Origin of the sequence: Noviherbaspirillum aridicola (genome assembly GCF_019656455.1) — a bacterium.
Taxonomy (GTDB): Bacteria; Pseudomonadota; Gammaproteobacteria; order Burkholderiales; family Burkholderiaceae_D; genus Noviherbaspirillum; species Noviherbaspirillum aridicola.
In genome coordinates, this window is record NZ_BPMK01000014.1 from 82,473 (window position 1) to 99,676 (window position 17,204).

Here is a 17,204-nt window from a genome sequence, read left to right on the forward strand (position 1 = left end):
ATGGGGCGGCGCCGCGCTTCAGCGCGGACTGATCGCCTCCGGATTGAGCAGGTTCTGCGGGCGTCCCTCGGCGTAGGCCAGCACGTTGCGGAAGGCGGCGTCGAAGTAGCGCTCGTAGCTGTCCTTTTCCACATAGCCGATGTGCGGCGTGGCCAGCACATTGCTGTAGCGGAGCAGCGGCGAGTCGGCCGGGAGCGGCTCGGTCTCGAATACATCGAGCGCGGCAAAGCCGGGGCGGCCTGCGCGCAGCGCGGCGTCGAGCGCGCCGGGGGCGATCAGTTCGGCGCGGGCGGTATTGACCAGCAGGGCCAAGGGCTTCATCCGCGCCAGCTCGTCGGCGCCGACGATGCCGCGGGTCGCGTCGCCGAGGCGCAGGTGCAGCGACAGCACGTCGGCCTCGGCGAACAGCTGCGCGCGCGATGCGGCGGCCTCGCAGCCGTCCTGCGCGGCGGCGGCGCGGCTGTTTTCGCTGCCCCACACCAGCACCCTCATGCCGAAGGCGCGGCCGTAGCCGGCGACCAGCCGGCCGATGCGGCCGTAGCCCCAGATGCCGAGCGTGCGCCCGCTCAGCGCGAAACCGGGTGTGTTCAGCTCGGGCAGGAGGGAGGCGGTCTGCCACTGGCCGCTCTTCAGATTGGCCATGTACTGCGGCAGGCGCCGCATCGCCGCCATGATCAGGGCCCACGTGAGCTCGGCCGGCGCGGTGGGATCGCCCGCGCCTTCGGCGATCGCAATGCCCCGGGCGGTCGCCGCGGCGACATCGACATGGCCGCTGACCTTGCCGGTCTGGGAAATCAGCTTCAGATTGGGAAGTTTTTGCAACAGCGCGCGGCTGAGCGCGGTGCGTTCGCGAATCAGCACCAGGGCCTCGAACGGCGCTAGACGAATCGCAAGCTGGACCAGTCCGCGCGCGCTATTGTTGAACACCTTCACCTCGTGCCCGTCGAGCAGGCGGAAGCAGTCGAGGTGGCGGACGCAGTCCTGGTAGTCGTCGAGGATAGCGATCTTCATGCGGCTGGCTTGTTGGTATTTCCGTAAAAAAGGTACGAGTATGCGAAAAACGGGGAATTGCCTACTACAACACTCAACTATTATTCCTACAATTTTGTTGCAAGTCATTGAGCGGCCATAGGCCGGCGTGTACAATCGGTTCATATTTCTCGCGAATTCAATCATTTCGCGACCCCACCTGCCCGAGCATTATTCCATTTTTCGGGTAGCGGCAGCCACTACATGGCCGCCTCCGACAAGACCGCCGTACCGCTAGCCCCCTAGCCAAGCCACAAGCTGACGACGATCCTGCCGTGCCGGGACAAGACCGAATTCTTTATTGGCATTGGAGGAAGTACTCATGAACCAACCCGTTATGGGAGGCATTGCAGCTTTGAATGCACCGACCTTCGTCAAACACCAGAAGCTGATCAGCTGGGTCGCCGAGATCGCCGCGCTGACCAAGCCCGACCGCATCTACTGGTGCGATGGCTCCCAGGCAGAATACGACCGCCTCTGCGCCGAGATGGTCGCCGCGGGCACGATGAAAAAGCTCAACGAGGCCAAGCGCCCCAACAGCTATCTCGCCTGTTCCGACCCGTCCGACGTGGCGCGCGTCGAAGACCGCACCTACATCTGCAGCGAGCGCCAGGAAGACGCCGGCCCCACCAACAACTGGATGGCGCCGCAGGAAATGCGCAACACCCTCAACAACCTGTTCGACGGCTGCATGCGCGGCCGCACCATGTACGTGGTGCCGTTCTCGATGGGCCCGCTCGGCTCGCCGATCGCGCATATCGGCGTCGAACTGTCCGACTCCCCGTACGTCGCCGTCAACATGCGCATCATGACCCGCATGGGCAAGGCCGTGTACGACGTCCTCGGCGACAACGGCGACTTCGTGCCTTGCGTGCACAGCGTCGGCAAGCCGCTGGCCGCCGGCGAGAAGGATGTGCCGTGGCCCTGCAACGACACCAAGTACATCGTCCACTATCCCGAGACCCGCGAGATCTGGTCCTTCGGCTCCGGCTACGGCGGCAACGCGCTGCTGGGCAAGAAGTGCTTCGCGCTGCGCATCGCGTCCACCATGGGCCGCGACCAGGGCTGGCTGGCCGAGCACATGCTGATCCTCGGCGTCGAGTCCCCGGAAGGCAAGAAGCACTACGTCGCGGCGGCTTTCCCGTCGGCCTGCGGCAAGACCAACTTCGCGATGCTGATCCCGCCCAAGGCCTTCAACGGCTGGAAGGTGACCACCATCGGCGACGACATCGCCTGGATCAAGCCGGGCGCCGACGGCCGCCTGTATGCGATCAACCCGGAAGCCGGCTACTTCGGCGTCGCCCCGGGCACCAACATGAGCTCGAATGCGAACTGCATGTCGTCGCTCAACGCCAACACCATCTTCACCAACGTCGCGCTGACCGATGACGGCGACGTCTGGTGGGAAGGCATGACCAAGGAAGCGCCGGCGCACCTGATCGACTGGCAGGGCAAGGACTGGACGCCGCAGATCGCCAGGGAAACCGGCCGCAAGGCCGCGCATCCGAACGCGCGCTTCACCGTCGCCGCCACCCAGAACCCGGTGATCGATCCGCAGTGGGACGATCCCGCCGGCGTGCCGATCTCGGCCTTCATCTTCGGCGGCCGCCGCTCGACCACCGTGCCGCTGGTGACCGAGGCCCGCAACTGGGTCGAGGGCGTCTACATGGCTGCGACCATGGGTTCCGAGACCACCGCCGCAGCCGCGGGCCAGCAGGGCGTGGTGCGCCGCGACCCGTTCGCGATGCTGCCGTTCATGGGCTACAACATGAGCGACTACTTCCAGCACTGGCTGAACATGGGCAAGAAGATCGCCGCCTCGCCGGCCGAGCTGCCGAAGATCTTCTGCGTCAACTGGTTCCGCACCGACGAGAACGGCAAGTTCGTCTGGCCGGGCTTCGGCGACAACATGCGCGTGCTGAAGTGGATGCTGGACCGCATCGAGGGCAAGGCAGGCGGCGTCGAGCACATCTTCGGCACCACCCCGCGCTATGAAGACCTGCAGTGGGAAGGCCTGGAGTTCACCCGCGAGCAGTTCGACCAGATCACCTCGATCGACAAGGCCGCGTGGGAAGCCGAACTGAAGCTGCATGCGGAGCTGTTCGAGAAGCTGGCCTATCACCTGCCGAGCGAACTGCAGACCACGCGCGCGCAGCTGGAAAAGCGGCTGGCGGCCTGATCGCACTGTTGCTCAGGGAAAGGCACCTTCGGGTGCCTTTTTTCTTTTGGATCGGCGGTCGGGGCTTTCGGTGGTCCGGTCAAGTGTCCCGATGGCGGACCCAGTCAGCGAATGACTCGTCCTCGAACTGGTATCTGCCGTGTTCCAGCCGAGTCACAAGATTCTTGTTCATAAGACGACTCAGGGCATTCTGCGGCGTGCTTCGCTTTACAGGCTCGTCAAGTCCCAGAATCGCCGCCATCCGGGTGCGTGCCTCACTACCGAACAAATCCTTCCCACCCATGGCGATCATCTCAAGCACGGCACGGTCCGCAGGCAGGAGTTCTTGCCATTGGCGCTCGAAATCCTGGTCGCCATAGACCTGCTGCTTCACAGTGTCCAGGGCCGATGCCGCGCCGGCGAGCGGGTTTGCCAGGTACTGGTTCAAAAACCTGCGGAAGAACTCCGGCGTGTTGCGCAATTCCTGAAAAGCATGCGTTGCATCTTCCATTGACAGCGGCTTTCGGGTTACCTCATTGACCTTGTGCACCATCGCTTGCACGAACTCGTATCCAAGAAGCTGAAACGGCTCAAGGCCCGCCCAGTTGTAGAAGGGTTCTGAGGGGCGTGCGAACATGCTTCGGAGCGTGGTTTCGGAGCTGCCGGCAAAAATAACCTTGATGAAGTCCTTTCTGATGTCCAGCGCGGCGCGCAAAGCGTGAGCAAAAACGCTGTTCTTCTTACCAGCAAGAACCTGAGCTTCATCGATGACGAGCAGCAGTTTTTTTCTCTTCTTGTCCAGCTGCTGCATTGCTTGCGTGAGCAGAGGAATTGGCGCGCCGGGCTCGGTCCCGAGATCAGCTTCCAGCGTTCCCTCGCCTAATCCCGGCAATCGTGCTCCCGCCTTCAGTTTGCGGACGGGCCGCCGGAGGTCGGCCAGCACCTTGCTGACGCCTTTCGGCGATGCGGCCTGCTGTAGTGCGGCGACCAGCGCGCTTCCGGGATCGTCCTGGTTATCCCACAGGTTGATATAGGCCGCCTGATAGCCGGCGCTTTCCGCAGCGGGGATCAGGTCCTTGCAGAGGAATTCTGTTTTGCCCATTCTTCGCCGCGCAAACAGCCCGCGGGCCGCGGATAGCCCACGTTCGAACGACGCAATGTACTCCTGAGCCAGGACGGGGCGGGGGAAGTGCCAATGGTCGACGCTCATCTGAGTATTAAAAAGTATTAGTGGATTTAGGAATTCCTAAATTATCTAGGAAAATCTAGGAAGTCAAGCCGCCACCGCCTTTCATGCGTCATCGGGCCGCCCGGCTGACATTTCAACAGCGGTTGAAATGCCATAACATTTCAATTATCATTGAAACGTTATGCAAACCCCTCAAGCCATCACCGCGCTTGCCGCCCTTGCCCAGGAAACCCGGCTTGCCCTCTTTCGCCTGCTGGTGCAGGCGGGTCCGGAAGGACTGCCGGCGAGCCGTATCGCCGGGCAGCTCGGAATAGCGCCGTCGCTGCTCTCCTTCCATGTGAGGGAACTGCTGCAGGCCGGGCTGGTGATCCAGAAACGGGCGGGACGATTCCTGCTGTACTCCGCCAATTTCGACGCGATGAACGGTTTGCTCGGCTACCTCACCGACAACTGCTGCGGCGGCAATCCCTGCTCGCCGGTCAGCGCCGCATGCGACGACCAGGCATGCCAACCGCCCTCCGGGAAATGACATGAGCGACGAGTCCTTCAACATCCTTTTTCTCTGCACCGGCAATTCCGCCCGCAGCATCATGGCCGAGGCGCTGGCCAGCACCATGGGGCGCGGGCGCTTCAGCGGTTTTTCCGCGGGCAGCAAGCCGGGCGGCAGGGTGAATCCCTTCGCCATCGAGCAGGTGCGCAAGACCGGCTATCCGGTGGAGAATCTGCGCAGCAAGAGCTGGGACGAGTTCGCCGGGCCGGATGCGCCGCAGATGGATTTCATCATCACGGTGTGCGACAACGCTGCCGGCGAAGCCTGCCCGGTATGGCCGGGACATCCGGCCACCGCGCACTGGGGATTCGAGGATCCCGCCGCGGTGGAAGGCAGCGATGAAGAGAAGCGGGCTGCGTTCGAGCGCATCTTCCGCCAGATCATGTTCCGCATGAACAGCTTCGTCAGCCTGCCGCTGGCCACGCTGGAGAAGCACGCGATCCAGCAGGCGATGCGCGAGATCGGCACGCAGCCGCCGCAGGAGGCATGAGGATGAGCCAGAGTCCCGCCACCGCGGTCGCCGGGGGCGCCACGCCCGCGATCGGCTTTTTCGAGCGCTATCTGAGCGTCTGGGTCGCGCTGTGCATCGTCGCCGGCATCCTGCTCGGACGCGCGTTTCCGGATCTCTTCCGCGCCATCGCGGCGATGGAAGTCGCGCAGGTCAACCTGCCGGTCGGCGTGCTGATCTGGGTGATGATCATTCCGATGCTGATCAAGATCGATTTCGGCGCGCTGGCGCAGGTGCGCGAACACTGGCGCGGCATCGGCGTGACGCTCTTCGTGAACTGGCTGGTGAAGCCGTTTTCGATGGCGCTGCTGGGCTGGATCTTCATCCGCCAGGTGTTCGCGCCGTGGCTGCCGGCCGAGCAGCTCGACAGCTATGTCGCCGGCCTGATCCTGCTGGCGGCGGCGCCGTGCACCGCGATGGTCTTCGTCTGGAGCCAGCTGTGCCGCGGCGACGCCTATTTCACGCTGTCGCAGGTGGCGCTCAATGACGCGATCATGATCGTGGCGTTCGCGCCGCTGGTGGCGCTGCTGCTCGGGCTGTCGTCGATCACCGTGCCCTGGGACACGCTGATCGTGTCGGTCGGGCTTTACATCGTGGTGCCGGTGATCCTGGCGCAACTCATCCGCAAGCGCCTGCTGGCGGCCGGCGCGCAGCGCCTGGAGCGCGCGGTGGGCGCGCTGGCGCCCTGGTCCATCTCCGCGCTGCTGCTGACCCTGGTGCTGCTGTTCGCCTTCCAGGGCGAGGCGATCACGGCGCAGCCGCTGGTGATCGCGATGCTGGCGGTGCCGATCCTGATCCAGGTGTTCTTCAATTCCGGGCTCGCCTACCTGCTCAACAAGCGGCTCGGCGTCGCCCACTGCGTGGCAGGGCCGTCCAGCCTGATCGGCGCGTCGAACTTCTTCGAACTCGCGGTGGCGACCGCGATCAGCCTGTTCGGCTTTCAGTCCGGCGCTGCGCTGGCGACGGTGGTCGGCGTGCTGATCGAAGTGCCGGTGATGCTGCTGGTGGTCGCCGTGGTCAACCGCAGCCGGCGCTGGTACGAGGCCTGAGCGCGGCGGCCGGTCACGGTTCTTGCATGGGACACGCGAAAACGATGCCCTGACCACGGCAGGACGGCCCGGCAACGGGGGAATTTTCACCGGCGGCGATGACGGCGCGATGCCAGGACTTGCCTTGTCGCAGCCCGGCTGTGGTTAAATCTGCCACTCGCGCTGATCATTTTTACAAGGAATCCCATGGCCGGAGCCAGCCTGCTTGCGTTGATCGACGATATCGCAACCATCCTCGACGACGTTTCCCTGATGACCAAGGTCGCAGCCAAGAAAACCGCGGGCGTGCTCGGCGACGACCTTGCCCTCAACGCGCAGCAGGTGACCGGCGTGCGGGCCGAGCGGGAGCTGCCGGTGGTGTGGGCGGTGGCCAAGGGCTCGCTGAAGAACAAGGTGATCCTGGTGCCGGCGGCGCTGGCGATCAGCGCCTTCCTGCCCTGGGCGGTGATTCCGCTGCTGATGATAGGCGGCGCCTTCCTTTGCTACGAGGGCGTGGAAAAGCTGGCGCACCGCATGTTGCACAGCAAGGCCGAGGACGAGGTCGAGCATGAGCAGCTGTCGCGCGCGCTGTCCGATCCCGGCGTCGACGTGCTGGCGCTGGAAAAGGAAAAGATACAGGGCGCGGTGCGCACCGACTTCATCCTGTCGGCCGAGATCATCACCATCGCGCTCGGCACCGTGGCCGACGCGCCGTTCTCGCAGCAGGTGGCGGTGCTGGTCGGCATCAGCCTGCTGATGACGGTGGGCGTGTACGGACTGGTGGGCGGCATCGTCAAGCTCGACGACGCCGGCATGTATCTGAGCCGCCGCGTCGGCGCGGTGCCGCGCGCGGTCGGCCGCGGCCTGCTGGCGCTGGCGCCGCGCCTGATGAAATCGCTGTCGGTGATCGGCACGATCGCGATGTTCATGGTCGGCGGCGGTATCCTGACCCACGGCGTGCCGGCGCTGCACCACGCGATCGAAAACGTCGCCCACGGTGCGGATGCGCTGCCCGGCGTGGGCGTCATCGTCGGCGCGCTGACGCCCACCCTGCTCAACATCGTCGCCGGCCTGATCGCCGGCACCATCGTGCTGCTGGCGGTGACCGCCGCCGGCAAGCTTTTCCGCAGGCCGCGCGGCAGTCACTGAGCCGGCGCGAGGTGCGGCGACACCTCGCGCAGCCGCCAGCGCCACGGCATGGCGGCCGGACGCCATATCCACTTCTCCGGCACGAAACGCAGCATGCGCCGGCCGTCCGCTTCCACCCGGGGGGCCGCGCGCCCGCTCAGGTGCAGCAGATCGCCGCTCTCGAAACCGATGAACAGCAGACCCGCCCGCGCATCGGCGAGCAGATTGCCGATGGTGTTGAAAAAGTTGTTGCCCTGAAAATCGGGCCAGCACAGGCTGCCATCATCTTCCATCTCCACGAATCCGGGCAGGCCGCCGCGATGCGAGACGTCGGCGCCGTGAGCGGCCGCGCTTGCTATGAAAAACGTATCGCTGCCGGCGATCAGCGCCTGGGCCGCCGGCGGCGGTGCACCGGCGCCGGACGAGACCGTGCCGGGTGTATCGTCGGAAGCCGCGAACATGTCGCGGGTCTGGATGTATTTCGGGCAGTTGCCGAAACTCTGGCGCACGGCGAGCGTGACGCCGCCGTCGTCGCAGCGGCTCACCACGCCATTGGCGCGATTGCGGCGTCTCGTCTCGAACTGCAGGCCGAGCGCGCCGATCTGCATGCCCTCGTGCAGGCGCAGCGGATCACCGACCGCTGTCCGCGCGGCCACCCGCAGCGTGACCGGGTCCGGCGACTGCACGAAGCCCGGCTCGCCCCACACCGTGGTCGCCCACACCTGGCCCGCGTCGTCGCGTCCGCCGAGCAGCAGCATCGGCAGCAGCGGAAAGAATTCCCGGTGCTGGTCGGGCATGTAGTCGCGAATGAAGGCGCCGCCGATGCGCTGCATCTTTTCGCGCACGCCGGCCATCTCCTGCGCCCGCAGCTCGCCTGCGTGAAACACCTCCGGCGCGTCCATGATCAGGCCGCCTTTGGCAATTCGATCATCGGCAGGAAGCCGGGCAGCGCTTCCACCCTCGCCAGCCAGGCGCGCAGCGCCGGATACGGTTCGAGCGAAATGCCGCCCTCGGGCGCGCGCACGATGTAGCTGTAGGCGGCGACGTCGGCGATGGTCGCATCCGCGCCGGCGAGGAAGGCGCGCTGCTGCAGTTCCTGCTCCATCACGCTGAACAGCCGCTCGGCCCGCGCCACCGCGCCGGGGAGGTCGACCGGCAGGCCGAAACCCTTGGCGAGGCGTGCCATCGCCGGACCGTGCGCGATCTCGCCGGCGGCCACCGACAGCCAGCGCTGCACCGCCGCCGCGCCGAGCGGATCGCGCGGCAGCCAGCGTGCATCGCCGTATTTCAGGGCGAGATAGACGAGGATGGCATTGGAGTCGGCGACCACCGTGCCGCCGTCGTCGATCACCGGCACCTGGCCGAAGGGATTGCGGGCGAGGAAGGCCGGCTGCTTCTGCTCGCCGGCGCGCAGGTCGACGTCGACCGGCGTGTAGGGCAGGCCCAGCAGGGACAGGAACAGCTCGGCGCGGTGGGCGTGGCCGGAGATGCGGCTGCGATAGAGGACGATCGGTGCGGACGGCTTCATGTGGGTACTCCCGTGGTTGTCGTGCTCGCATTCTGCGTTGCCCGGGCCCGCGGATAAATGGGAGTAAATGAAAGATATTGCTTCATAATCCGGAGTAATCGGATACGGAGCACGGCATGGACAAACTGCGCGGCATACAGACTTTCATCGCCATCGCCGACCGCGGCAGCCTGACCGCGGCGGCAACGGCGCTCGATACCTCGCTGCCGACGGTGGTGCGGCGGCTGGCGGAGCTGGAGGCCGGGCTCGGCGTGCGCCTGTTCAACCGCACCACGCGGCGCATCAGCCTGACCGACGAGGGGCACCGCTACCTGGCGATCTGCAAGACCGCGCTCGGCCAGCTGGAAGACGCGGAGGAAGCGCTGTTCGACAGCCGCGCCGAGCCGGCCGGCAAGCTGGTGCTGACCGCGCCGGTAATGTTCGGGCGGCTGCACGTGGCGCCGCTGGTGACGGAATTCCTGCGCCGGCATCCGGCGCTGTCGGTCGAGCTGCTGCTGCTCGACCGCAGCATCGACCTGATCGAGGAAGGCGTGGACCTGGCGGTGCGCATCGGACCGCTGGCGGATTCCTCGCTGCATGCGGTACCCGCCGGCCAGCTGGCCAGGGTGATGTGCGCCAGCCCGGATTATCTGAAGCGGCACGGCACGCCGCGCCATCCGGACCAGCTCGCCGGTCATCCCGGCATCCGCTTCACCGGTCGCGGCGTGCTCGCCGAATGGCATTTCCGCGACGGCGGGCGGCGGCTGACGATGCGCTTTCAGCCGCGCGTGCTGACCAACTCGGTAGATGCGGCGGTCGCCGCCTGCCGCGACGGCCTCGGCATCGGCGCCTTTCTGTCCTACCAGGTGCAGGCGGTGGTGCGGGCGGGTGAGCTGAAACCCATCCTGCGCAAGTACGAGACCGAGCCGCTTCCGGTGACCATGCTGTATCCGCATTCGCGGCTGGTGTCGGCTCGGGTGCGCGCCTTCATCGACTTCGCCGCGCCGCGGCTGCGCGAGCAGGATTTCATGGCGCTCAAATGAAAACGCCGCCGGCATGGGTTGCCGGCGGCGCGTGGAGGACGGCTTACTTGTACAGGACTTCCGGCAGCCAGAGGCCGATGGCCGGGAACACGTACAGCAGGATCAGCGCGATGACCTGTATCCCCATGAACGGCAGCATGCCCATGAAGATCTGGTTGAGCGTCACATGCGGCGGCGACACGCCCTTCAGGTAGAACGCCGACATCGCCACCGGCGGCGACAGGAAGGCGGTCTGCAGGTTGAGCGCGACCAGCAGGCCGAAGAACAGCGGGTCGATGTTGAAGTGCTGCAGCAGCGGAATGAAGATCGGCATGAAGATCACGATGATCTCGGTCCACTCCAGCGGCCAGCCGAGCAGGAAGATGATCACCTGCGACAGGATCATGAACTGCAGCGGCGTCAGGTCCATGCCCAGCACCCAGTTGTTGATGATCTCCTGCCCGCCGAGCAGCGCGAAGGCGGCGGAAAAGATGCTGGAGCCGACGAACAGCCAGCACACCATGGCGCTGGTCTTGGCCGTCAGGTACACCGATTCCCTCAGCACCGCGTAGTTCAGCCGGCGATAGGCCGCCGCCAGCACCAGGCCGCCGAGCGAACCCATCGCCGCGGCTTCGGTCGGCGTGGCCAGGCCGAAGACGATGGCGCCGAGCACCGCCAGGATCAGGATCGCCAATGGGAAGAACGATCCGAGCAGCATCTTGAAGATCTCGAAGCGTGCGTAGGTCAGCACGGCGTAGAACAGGATCAGCGCGGCGAGCAGGATGCCGAAGGCGATCCAGTAACCGTTGGGCGCCGACCGGCGTTCCTGCGCCTGCTCCTGCGCCGGCTTCTCTGCCGCGGCTTCCCTGGTCGCCGGATCCTTGGCTGCCGGCTGCGGCGTCACGACCGCTTCCGGCTGCGGCGGCTCGTTCAGCGCTCCGGGGACCTCCTCCTGCGCGGGCGGTTCGGCCAGCCCGCCCTGCTCCAGCGGCTGCGGCTCTTCCAGTCCGCCTTCGGTGGAGTAGCTCGAACTCCCGCCGTCGATGCCCATCTCGATCAGCTGCTCTTCCTGCGCGGCGACCGGCGCGGTCACCTTCTGATAGGTGAAGCCCATCACCAGCGCGAACGCGATCGCCGGCAGCAGGGCCAGGAAGGATTGCAGCAACAGGGTGCTTGCCGGCACGCCGGCATTGCGCTTGCCCTTGAGCGCGGACACGAAGCCGCCGAGCGCATTGCGGCTGCCGCTGCCCGCGAGGATCTGCGAATAGGCCGGCAGCGGCACCGTCCGGTCCTCGGGGGACAGCGGCGGCGCCCAGGACGGCTTGAGCTTGGCGATGATGATCACGTAGAGCACATACAGCAGCGCCAGCATGAGGCCGGGAAAGAAGGCGCCGGCATAGAGCTTGACCACCGACACGCCGGCCGTCGCGCCATAGACGATCAGCAGCACCGAGGGCGGGATCAGGATGCCGAGGCAGCCGCCGGCGGTGATCGAACCGGCCGCGAGCTTGGTGTTGTAGCCCGCCTTGAGCATGGCCGGCATCGCCAGCAGGCCCATCAGCGTGACCACTGCGCCGACGATGCCGGTGGCGGTGGCGAAGATCGCGCAGGTGATGATGGTGGCCACCGCAAGTGATCCGGGCAGGCGTGCCAGCGACAGGTGCAGGCTCTTGAACAGCCGGTCGATGAGGTTGGCGCGCTCGACGAGATAGCCCATGAACACGAACAGCGGCACCGAGATCAGCACGTCGTTGGCCATCACCGCATAGGCGCGCTGCACCATCAGGTCCAGCGTCTGCGACACCGCTATGTCCGGATTGACGCTGCGGTAGGCGAACCAGGTGAACATCACCCCCATGCCCATCAGGGTGAAGGCGGTGGGGAAGCCGAGCATGATCGCGATCACGATCAGCGCCAGCATCAGCAGGCCGAGATGGCCGTTGGTCATGTCGGATGGAGCCGGCATCAGCGTGAAGACGCCGATGACGACCATGGCCATGATGGTCAGGCCGAACCAGACTTCCTTTCTCATTGCTGCCCCCCGTTGCGTACGACATAGGCATCGGCGGCGGCGATGTCCTCGTCCTTCACATTGACCATTTCCTTGAGCTTGTCGACATCGACTTCTTCCACGTCTTCCTCGCGTTTCGGCCATGCGCCATCGCGCAGGCACATCGCGCAGCGGATGATTTCGACCACGCCCTGCAGCAGCAGGAAAAAGCCGGCGATCGGTATCGCCATCTTGAACGGATACAGCGGCGGCCCGTTGGCGGTGATGTTGGAGGTTTCGCGTATCGCCCAGGATTCCTCGGCGAAGGTGTAGCCTGCCCAGACCAGCGCGACCACGCCGGGAATGAAGAACAGGATGTACAGCGCCAGATCCAGCCCGGCCTGCAGGCGCGGCGGGAAAAAGCCGTACAGCACATCGCCGCGCACGTGGCCGTTCTTGGCCAGGGTGTAGGCGCCGGCCATCATGAAGACGATCCCGTACATGAAGATCATCAGATCGAAGGCCCAGGGATTGGGCGTGTTGAGCACATAGCGGGAAAACACTTCCCAGGAAACCTGCAGGGTGAGTGCCAGGATCAGCCAGGAAAACAGGTGGCCGATCCGGGTGCTCATCCTGTCCACGGCGAACAAGAGCTTCTGCATTTCAAATACTCCAGGTGTTGCGGAAAAGGCGATTCCCGGGTCGGCGGGAATGCGCAAAAAAACACCATCCGGGGTGCCGGATGGTGTTTTTCAGGTGCGATGTCGCTCCGGCTTAGCTCTTGGTGCCGGCCGGCTTGCGGCCGAAGTAGTGGTTGAAGGCCATGCGGCGCGGGTTGTTGGTATCCATGTCCCACTTCACCGCGCGCGCGGCGAAGGCCTGCATCGACTTCTCCACTTCCTGGAACAGCGGGTTGCCTTCGCGCTTCTTGGCGACCACCTCGTCCCACACCTTGAGCTGCTCCTGCAGGAAGGCGTCGGGCGTCTTGTAGAACTTGACGCCGTCCTTGGTCTGCAGCTCGATGTAGTCCTTGGAATAGCGGTCGACCGCCTTCCACGACATGTCGGCCGAGGAGGCCTCGACGGCGTTGTCGATGATGGCGCGCAGCTTGGCCGGCAGCGCGTTGTACTTGGTCTTGTTGAAGGTGATCTCGAACTGCTCCGAGCTCTGGTGGAAGCTCTGCAGCATGCACACCTTGGAGACGTCGGGGAAGCCGAGGATGCGGTCGGAAGTCGCGTTGTTGAACTCGGCGCCGTCGAGCAGGCCGCGGTCCAGCGCCGGCACGATTTCACCGCCGGGCAGCGCGTTGACCGCCGCGCCCATGCTTGTGAACAGGTCGATCGCCAGGCCGTTGGTGCGGTACTTCAGTCCCTTGAAGTCCTCGCGCTTGGTGACGGGCTTCTTGAACCAGCCCAGCGGCTGGGTCGGCATCGGGCCGGTCAGGAAGGACACGACGTTGGCGCCGATGGAGTCGTACAGCTTGGCCAGCAGCTCCTTGCCGCCGCCGTACTTGTGCCAGGCCAGGACCATGTTGGCGTCCATGCCGTAGGCCGGGCCCGAGGTCCACAGGGCGATGGCCGCCTGCTTGCCGTAGTTGTAGCCCATCACGCCGTGGCCGCCGTCGAGCGTGCCCTTGGAGACCGCGTCGAGCAGGCCGAAGGCGGGCACCACCGCGCCGGCGGGCAGCACTTCGATCTTGAGTTCGCCGCCGGTCATGTCGTTGACCTTCCTGGCGAAGTCGTTGGCGTACTCGTGGAAGATGTCCTTGGCCGGCCAGGTGCTCTGGAAACGGAAGGAGGTCTGGGTCTGCGCGGTGGCGATGGCCGGGAAAGCCATCGCGGTCGCGGTCGCGGTGCCGGCGGCGGCCTTGCCGAGGAAGCGGCGACGCGAGGGGGCGGCTTGCTTGGTGCTCTTCTTCATGGTGTCTCTCTCCGTAATATGTTTTCGAATACCACGCTGAAAATTGTCGTCCGGAATCTTTTGCTGATGTTGAGATCGAACAAAGGCGGCGAACCGTCGTACGATTGCCCCTGGCGATTATTCCGTCAAGCCGCAGTGCAGCATTTTGCGGTTTTGCCGCATGCCTCCTTCTGAAGGCGCGCGCCCAGACGTAAGGAAGGCGTAAGTTTCACCCCGGGGCGCGCCCGATATGTTCCCCGCGACACTGTTTTTGCTGCACTGCGGAGCGGTTTATGTTGCAGTGCAAGCATGAAAAAGATTCACGTCGCCGGGGGCGCAGGCGCTACCATCCTTACCTTTGATTTCCCGCAACGTTACGCATCCTTTACAATTAAAAACTTGCCGCACGGCAATACTATGTAAAAATGAGGTATTACCGCTGCGCGGGCCTCCCATTCTTGCCGCAACATGAACGCCCTATTCCTCGACGCCTCAGACGCCCGACGAGAAGCGCTCGGCGAGCTGGTCGATGTCGCCACTCAGGCGGCCAATCCCCAGATCGACGCGCTGACGAACCGCATTGCCGACGCCCTGCAGCGGGCCGCGACCGGCGGCGCGCCGTCCGAGGCGCCGATTTGCCAGCGCGCGGCCGACCTGCTCAGGAAGAACCGCTATCCGTTCTACTACGTCGTCGCCGCCCGCCTCGCCGCGCTGCTCGAGCGCGAAGCCGGCCTCGGTGACGGCGGGCTCGAGCCGCCGGCGCCGCTGGCGGCCGACCTGGAAGTCGACAAGAAACTCTGCCTGATCAAGGCTAGCCAGGCGCTCGAGCATGAACACGCGGAACGCCTGGGCAGCCTGAACCTGCGGCTGGCGGCGCTGCTCGGCCGCGACACGCTCGGTACCGCCGACAATCCATTCCGCCCGCAGGTCTTTCTCGAGGCGCTGCACGAGGCCTGGTGCGAGTTCCAGCCCGACGCCGGCGCGCATCACCTGCTGTATCCGCTGCTGGGAAGCACCCTGGGCTTCGACATGGGTCCCATCCTGCACGCGCTCAACAATGCGCTCGCCCGCCGCGGCGTGTCGCTGAACGTCGCCGCGCCGGCGGCGGCGGCGAAGACCGGGGTCGCCGCGCCGGCGGACAACGATCCCCTGCTGCAAAAGCTGCGCCGGCTTTTCCCGACGCAAGAGCCGCAGACGAGCGGTCGCGCGCCGACGGGCGCCTTTCCCTCGCTGTTCCAGGACGAGGTGCTGCAGACGACACGTTCGCGCCATGAGCTGCTCAACCTGCTGACCCGCATGCAGGGCCGCCTGGCGTCACTGCTGCCGGCCGATATCCGCCGCGAGGCGCCCGATGCGGAGCTGTCGCGGGCCGACGATGCGGCGCTCGCGCTGGTGGCCCGCATCTTCGCCATCATCCGCAGCAATCCGCACCTGGCCGAGCCGATGAAGGCAGCCATCCTGTCGCTGCATCTGCCGGTGCTCAAGGCGGTGCTCGGCGACCACGATTTCTTCTTCCGGGACAGCCATCCGGTGCGCCGCACGATCGAACTGCTGGTGCGGCTGGCGCTCGGCTGGGACCGCCGCATGGGCGAGACCGATCCGGTGTATCCGGTGTTCAGGCGCAGCGTGGCGCGCATCGTGGCCGATGCCGATACCCACATCGGCGTGTTCGCCGAAGTCGCGACCGAACTCGAAGCCTTCGCCAAGCGCGACCAGACCGCGACCGAGCAGGCGCTGGCGCAGCCGATCGCCGGCGCGCTGAAGAAGGAAAAGCGGCTGCAGGCCCAGCGCGCGGCGCGCCACGAAGTGGCGCTGCGCATCGGCACCGGCGAGGTGGCCGCCTTCGTCGAGACCTTCCTCGAGGACAAGTGGGTATCGGTGCTGACGCTGGCCTATGTGGCGCGCGATGAGAAACCCCATGCGGTCGAGAGCGCGCTGCGCACGATGGACGAGCTGGTGTGGAGCGTCAAGCCGAAGATCACCGCTGAGGAGCGCAAGGAACTGCTGTCGCGCCTGCCGCCGATGATCGCGATGCTCAACAAGTGGCTCGATGCGATCAAGTGGACCGACGAGAGCCGGGTGCGCTTCTTCACCGAGCTGGCGAAGTGCCACGCCTCGCTGGTGCGCGCGCCGCTGGAAGTGTCGCCGCAGCGGCAGGTGGAGCTGGCGGTCGAAGCGGCGCAGAAGGCGGCCGAACGGCGCGAACTGCGCCGCATGCAGCAGCAGCCCGAGCCGGCGCCCGACGCCTTCGACGACATGGTCTCGCGGCTGCAGAGCGGCGCCTGGCTCGCCTTCCGCCAGGAGGGCGAGGGCGTGGTCAAGCTCAAGCTGGCGTGGATCAGTCCGATGCGCAACCTGTACCTGTTCGCCACCCGCGACCGCAAGGAAGCGATGACGCTGGAAGCGCCGCAACTGGCGCAGACGCTGCGCGAGCAGAAGGCGCAGGTGGTGCCGGCGGCCGGGCTGGTCGGCCATGCGCTGGCGGAGGCGCTCAACGAAGACGGCGGCGCGCTCGCGGCCGCCTGAGCAGGCGGGCGGCGCGGCGCGGCAGGCTCGCCGCGCGCGCCGACTTGTGGTGTAATCCGCGCATTGCGGCGGCATGCCGCGCCCCGGAAAGGCTCGCACCATGGCAATCCTGATCCTCGGCCTGCTGCTGTTCCTCGGCATCCATCTCGTCCCCACGCTGACCGGGCTGCGCACGCGGCTCTACGGCGCGCTCGGGGAAAAACGCTACAAGGGACTGTTCTCCCTGGCCTCGGCGCTGGGCCTGGTGCTGATCGTCATCGGCTACGCCCGGGCGCCGGCCGAACCCCGGCTGTTCGCGCCGTTCATCGGCGCGATCCATGCCGCGCCGCTGGCGGTCGCGGTGTCCTTCGTACTGCTGGCATCGGCCAACATGCGTACCCACATCCGGCGCAAGCTGCGCCATCCGATGCTGATCGGCGTGCTGATCTGGTCGCTCGTGCACCTGCTGGCCAACGGCGAGCTGCGGGCGACGGTGCTGTTCGGCGCCTTCCTGGCCTGGGCGGCGATCGACCTGGCGTCGGCCACGGCGCGCGGCGCGGTGAAATCCTTCCAGCCCAGCGTGGGCCAGGATATCGGCGCGGTGGTCGGGGGCATCGGGCTGGCGGCGCTGGTGATGACGTATCACCGCCAGCTGTTCGGCGTCGTCGCCGTACCCTGGGGCGGGTAGCAC

Annotated in this window: 15 protein-coding genes; 8 read left to right on the top strand and 7 right to left on the bottom strand. The window is 65.9% G+C overall.

All coding sequences use genetic code 11. From position 1 onward, the window contains the following. Nucleotides 1-18 precede the first annotated feature (18 nt). A complete protein-coding gene (locus tag NCCP691_RS15760) occupies nucleotides 19-1,011 on the bottom strand; it encodes a D-2-hydroxyacid dehydrogenase family protein (RefSeq protein ID WP_220809510.1) in 993 nt (330 codons plus the stop codon). Between the two features lie 340 nt (nucleotides 1,012-1,351). Between NCCP691_RS15760 and NCCP691_RS15765 the strand changes: the two genes are divergently transcribed. Continuing rightward, on the top strand, nucleotides 1,352-3,208 hold the full coding sequence (locus tag NCCP691_RS15765) for a phosphoenolpyruvate carboxykinase (GTP) (RefSeq protein WP_220809511.1): 1,857 nt from the start codon (nucleotides 1,352-1,354) through the stop codon (nucleotides 3,206-3,208). A gap of 79 nt (nucleotides 3,209-3,287) precedes the next feature. On the opposite strand, the gene NCCP691_RS15770 is transcribed toward NCCP691_RS15765, so the two are convergent. After that, nucleotides 3,288-4,397 (bottom strand): ATP-binding protein, encoded by a 1,110-nt coding sequence (locus NCCP691_RS15770; protein ID WP_220809512.1) that lies wholly within the window; start codon nucleotides 4,395-4,397, stop codon nucleotides 3,288-3,290. 160 nt (nucleotides 4,398-4,557) lie between these two features. Between NCCP691_RS15770 and NCCP691_RS15775 the strand changes: the two genes are divergently transcribed. The 4 genes from NCCP691_RS15775 to NCCP691_RS15790 all read left to right on the top strand — a co-directional run bounded on the left by NCCP691_RS15775 (nucleotide 4,558) and on the right by NCCP691_RS15790 (nucleotide 7,611). Further along, on the top strand, nucleotides 4,558-4,905 hold the full coding sequence (locus tag NCCP691_RS15775; protein WP_220809513.1) for an ArsR/SmtB family transcription factor: 348 nt from the start codon (nucleotides 4,558-4,560) through the stop codon (nucleotides 4,903-4,905). A gap of 1 nt (nucleotide 4,906) precedes the next feature. Continuing rightward, nucleotides 4,907-5,416 carry an arsenate reductase ArsC gene (locus NCCP691_RS15780; RefSeq protein ID WP_220809514.1) on the top strand — a complete coding sequence of 170 codons (510 nt, stop codon included), beginning with the start codon at nucleotides 4,907-4,909 and terminating at the stop codon, nucleotides 5,414-5,416. A gap of 2 nt (nucleotides 5,417-5,418) precedes the next feature. Further along, nucleotides 5,419-6,483: an ACR3 family arsenite efflux transporter gene (gene arsB / locus NCCP691_RS15785; protein WP_220809515.1), complete on the top strand. Its 1,065-nt coding sequence runs from the start codon at nucleotides 5,419-5,421 to the stop codon at nucleotides 6,481-6,483. Between the two features lie 186 nt (nucleotides 6,484-6,669). After that, the gene (locus tag NCCP691_RS15790) at nucleotides 6,670-7,611 is read left to right on the top strand and encodes a DUF808 domain-containing protein (protein ID WP_220809516.1); all 942 of its coding nucleotides are present in this window, start codon (nucleotides 6,670-6,672) and stop codon (nucleotides 7,609-7,611) included. Here the strand turns inward: NCCP691_RS15790 and NCCP691_RS15795 are convergent. Together NCCP691_RS15795 and NCCP691_RS15800 are read right to left on the bottom strand one after the other, a co-directional pair. Beyond that, nucleotides 7,605-8,492, bottom strand: coding sequence for a pyridoxamine 5'-phosphate oxidase family protein (locus NCCP691_RS15795; RefSeq protein WP_220809517.1), 888 nt, complete (start codon nucleotides 8,490-8,492; stop codon nucleotides 7,605-7,607). The genes NCCP691_RS15790 and NCCP691_RS15795 overlap by 7 nt on opposite strands. 2 nt (nucleotides 8,493-8,494) lie before the next feature. Continuing rightward, entirely contained in the window at nucleotides 8,495-9,118 is a 624-nt protein-coding gene (locus tag NCCP691_RS15800) for a glutathione S-transferase family protein (protein WP_220809518.1), read from the bottom strand. A gap of 116 nt (nucleotides 9,119-9,234) precedes the next feature. Between NCCP691_RS15800 and NCCP691_RS15805 the strand changes: the two genes are divergently transcribed. After that, on the top strand, nucleotides 9,235-10,140 hold the full coding sequence (locus NCCP691_RS15805; RefSeq protein WP_220809519.1) for a LysR family transcriptional regulator: 906 nt from the start codon (nucleotides 9,235-9,237) through the stop codon (nucleotides 10,138-10,140). 43 nt (nucleotides 10,141-10,183) lie between these two features. Here NCCP691_RS15805 and NCCP691_RS15810 read toward each other — a convergent pair whose 3' ends face one another. The 3 genes from NCCP691_RS15810 to NCCP691_RS15820 form a co-directional block, all read right to left on the bottom strand. Next, nucleotides 10,184-12,151, bottom strand: coding sequence for a TRAP transporter large permease subunit (locus NCCP691_RS15810; RefSeq protein ID WP_220809520.1), 1,968 nt, complete (start codon nucleotides 12,149-12,151; stop codon nucleotides 10,184-10,186). Continuing rightward, nucleotides 12,148-12,771 carry a TRAP transporter small permease subunit gene (locus NCCP691_RS15815; protein WP_220809521.1) on the bottom strand — a complete coding sequence of 208 codons (624 nt, stop codon included), beginning with the start codon at nucleotides 12,769-12,771 and terminating at the stop codon, nucleotides 12,148-12,150. The genes NCCP691_RS15810 and NCCP691_RS15815 overlap by 4 nt, the downstream gene beginning before the upstream one ends. A 112-nt stretch (nucleotides 12,772-12,883) precedes the next feature. Then, nucleotides 12,884-14,029, bottom strand: a complete 1,146-nt coding sequence (locus NCCP691_RS15820) for a TRAP transporter substrate-binding protein (protein ID WP_220809522.1) — start codon at nucleotides 14,027-14,029, stop codon at nucleotides 12,884-12,886. A 447-nt stretch (nucleotides 14,030-14,476) separates the two neighbouring features. Between NCCP691_RS15820 and NCCP691_RS15825 the strand changes: the two genes are divergently transcribed. After that, on the top strand, nucleotides 14,477-16,534 hold the full coding sequence (locus tag NCCP691_RS15825) for a DUF1631 family protein (RefSeq protein ID WP_220809523.1): 2,058 nt from the start codon (nucleotides 14,477-14,479) through the stop codon (nucleotides 16,532-16,534). Between the two features lie 100 nt (nucleotides 16,535-16,634). Next, nucleotides 16,635-17,201 carry an NnrU family protein gene (locus tag NCCP691_RS15830; RefSeq protein ID WP_220809524.1) on the top strand — a complete coding sequence of 189 codons (567 nt, stop codon included), beginning with the start codon at nucleotides 16,635-16,637 and terminating at the stop codon, nucleotides 17,199-17,201. The last annotated feature ends 3 nt before the right edge of the window (nucleotides 17,202-17,204 follow it).

Coding starts and splice junctions, on each gene's coding strand:
- NCCP691_RS15770 (WP_220809512.1), bottom strand. CDS start 4,397: ATGAGCGTCGACCATTGGCACTTCCCCCGCCCCGTCCTGGCTCAGGAG.
- NCCP691_RS15760 (WP_220809510.1), bottom strand. CDS start 1,011: ATGAAGATCGCTATCCTCGACGACTACCAGGACTGCGTCCGCCACCTC.
- NCCP691_RS15795 (WP_220809517.1), bottom strand. CDS start 8,492: ATGGACGCGCCGGAGGTGTTTCACGCAGGCGAGCTGCGGGCGCAGGAG.
- NCCP691_RS15765 (WP_220809511.1), top strand. CDS start 1,352: ATGAACCAACCCGTTATGGGAGGCATTGCAGCTTTGAATGCACCGACC.
- NCCP691_RS15820 (WP_220809522.1), bottom strand. CDS start 14,029: ATGAAGAAGAGCACCAAGCAAGCCGCCCCCTCGCGTCGCCGCTTCCTC.
- NCCP691_RS15790 (WP_220809516.1), top strand. CDS start 6,670: ATGGCCGGAGCCAGCCTGCTTGCGTTGATCGACGATATCGCAACCATC.
- arsB (WP_220809515.1), top strand. CDS start 5,419: ATGAGCCAGAGTCCCGCCACCGCGGTCGCCGGGGGCGCCACGCCCGCG.
- NCCP691_RS15780 (WP_220809514.1), top strand. CDS start 4,907: ATGAGCGACGAGTCCTTCAACATCCTTTTTCTCTGCACCGGCAATTCC.
- NCCP691_RS15775 (WP_220809513.1), top strand. CDS start 4,558: ATGCAAACCCCTCAAGCCATCACCGCGCTTGCCGCCCTTGCCCAGGAA.
- NCCP691_RS15810 (WP_220809520.1), bottom strand. CDS start 12,151: ATGAGAAAGGAAGTCTGGTTCGGCCTGACCATCATGGCCATGGTCGTC.
- NCCP691_RS15805 (WP_220809519.1), top strand. CDS start 9,235: ATGGACAAACTGCGCGGCATACAGACTTTCATCGCCATCGCCGACCGC.
- NCCP691_RS15815 (WP_220809521.1), bottom strand. CDS start 12,771: ATGCAGAAGCTCTTGTTCGCCGTGGACAGGATGAGCACCCGGATCGGC.
- NCCP691_RS15825 (WP_220809523.1), top strand. CDS start 14,477: ATGAACGCCCTATTCCTCGACGCCTCAGACGCCCGACGAGAAGCGCTC.
- NCCP691_RS15800 (WP_220809518.1), bottom strand. CDS start 9,118: ATGAAGCCGTCCGCACCGATCGTCCTCTATCGCAGCCGCATCTCCGGC.
- NCCP691_RS15830 (WP_220809524.1), top strand. CDS start 16,635: ATGGCAATCCTGATCCTCGGCCTGCTGCTGTTCCTCGGCATCCATCTC.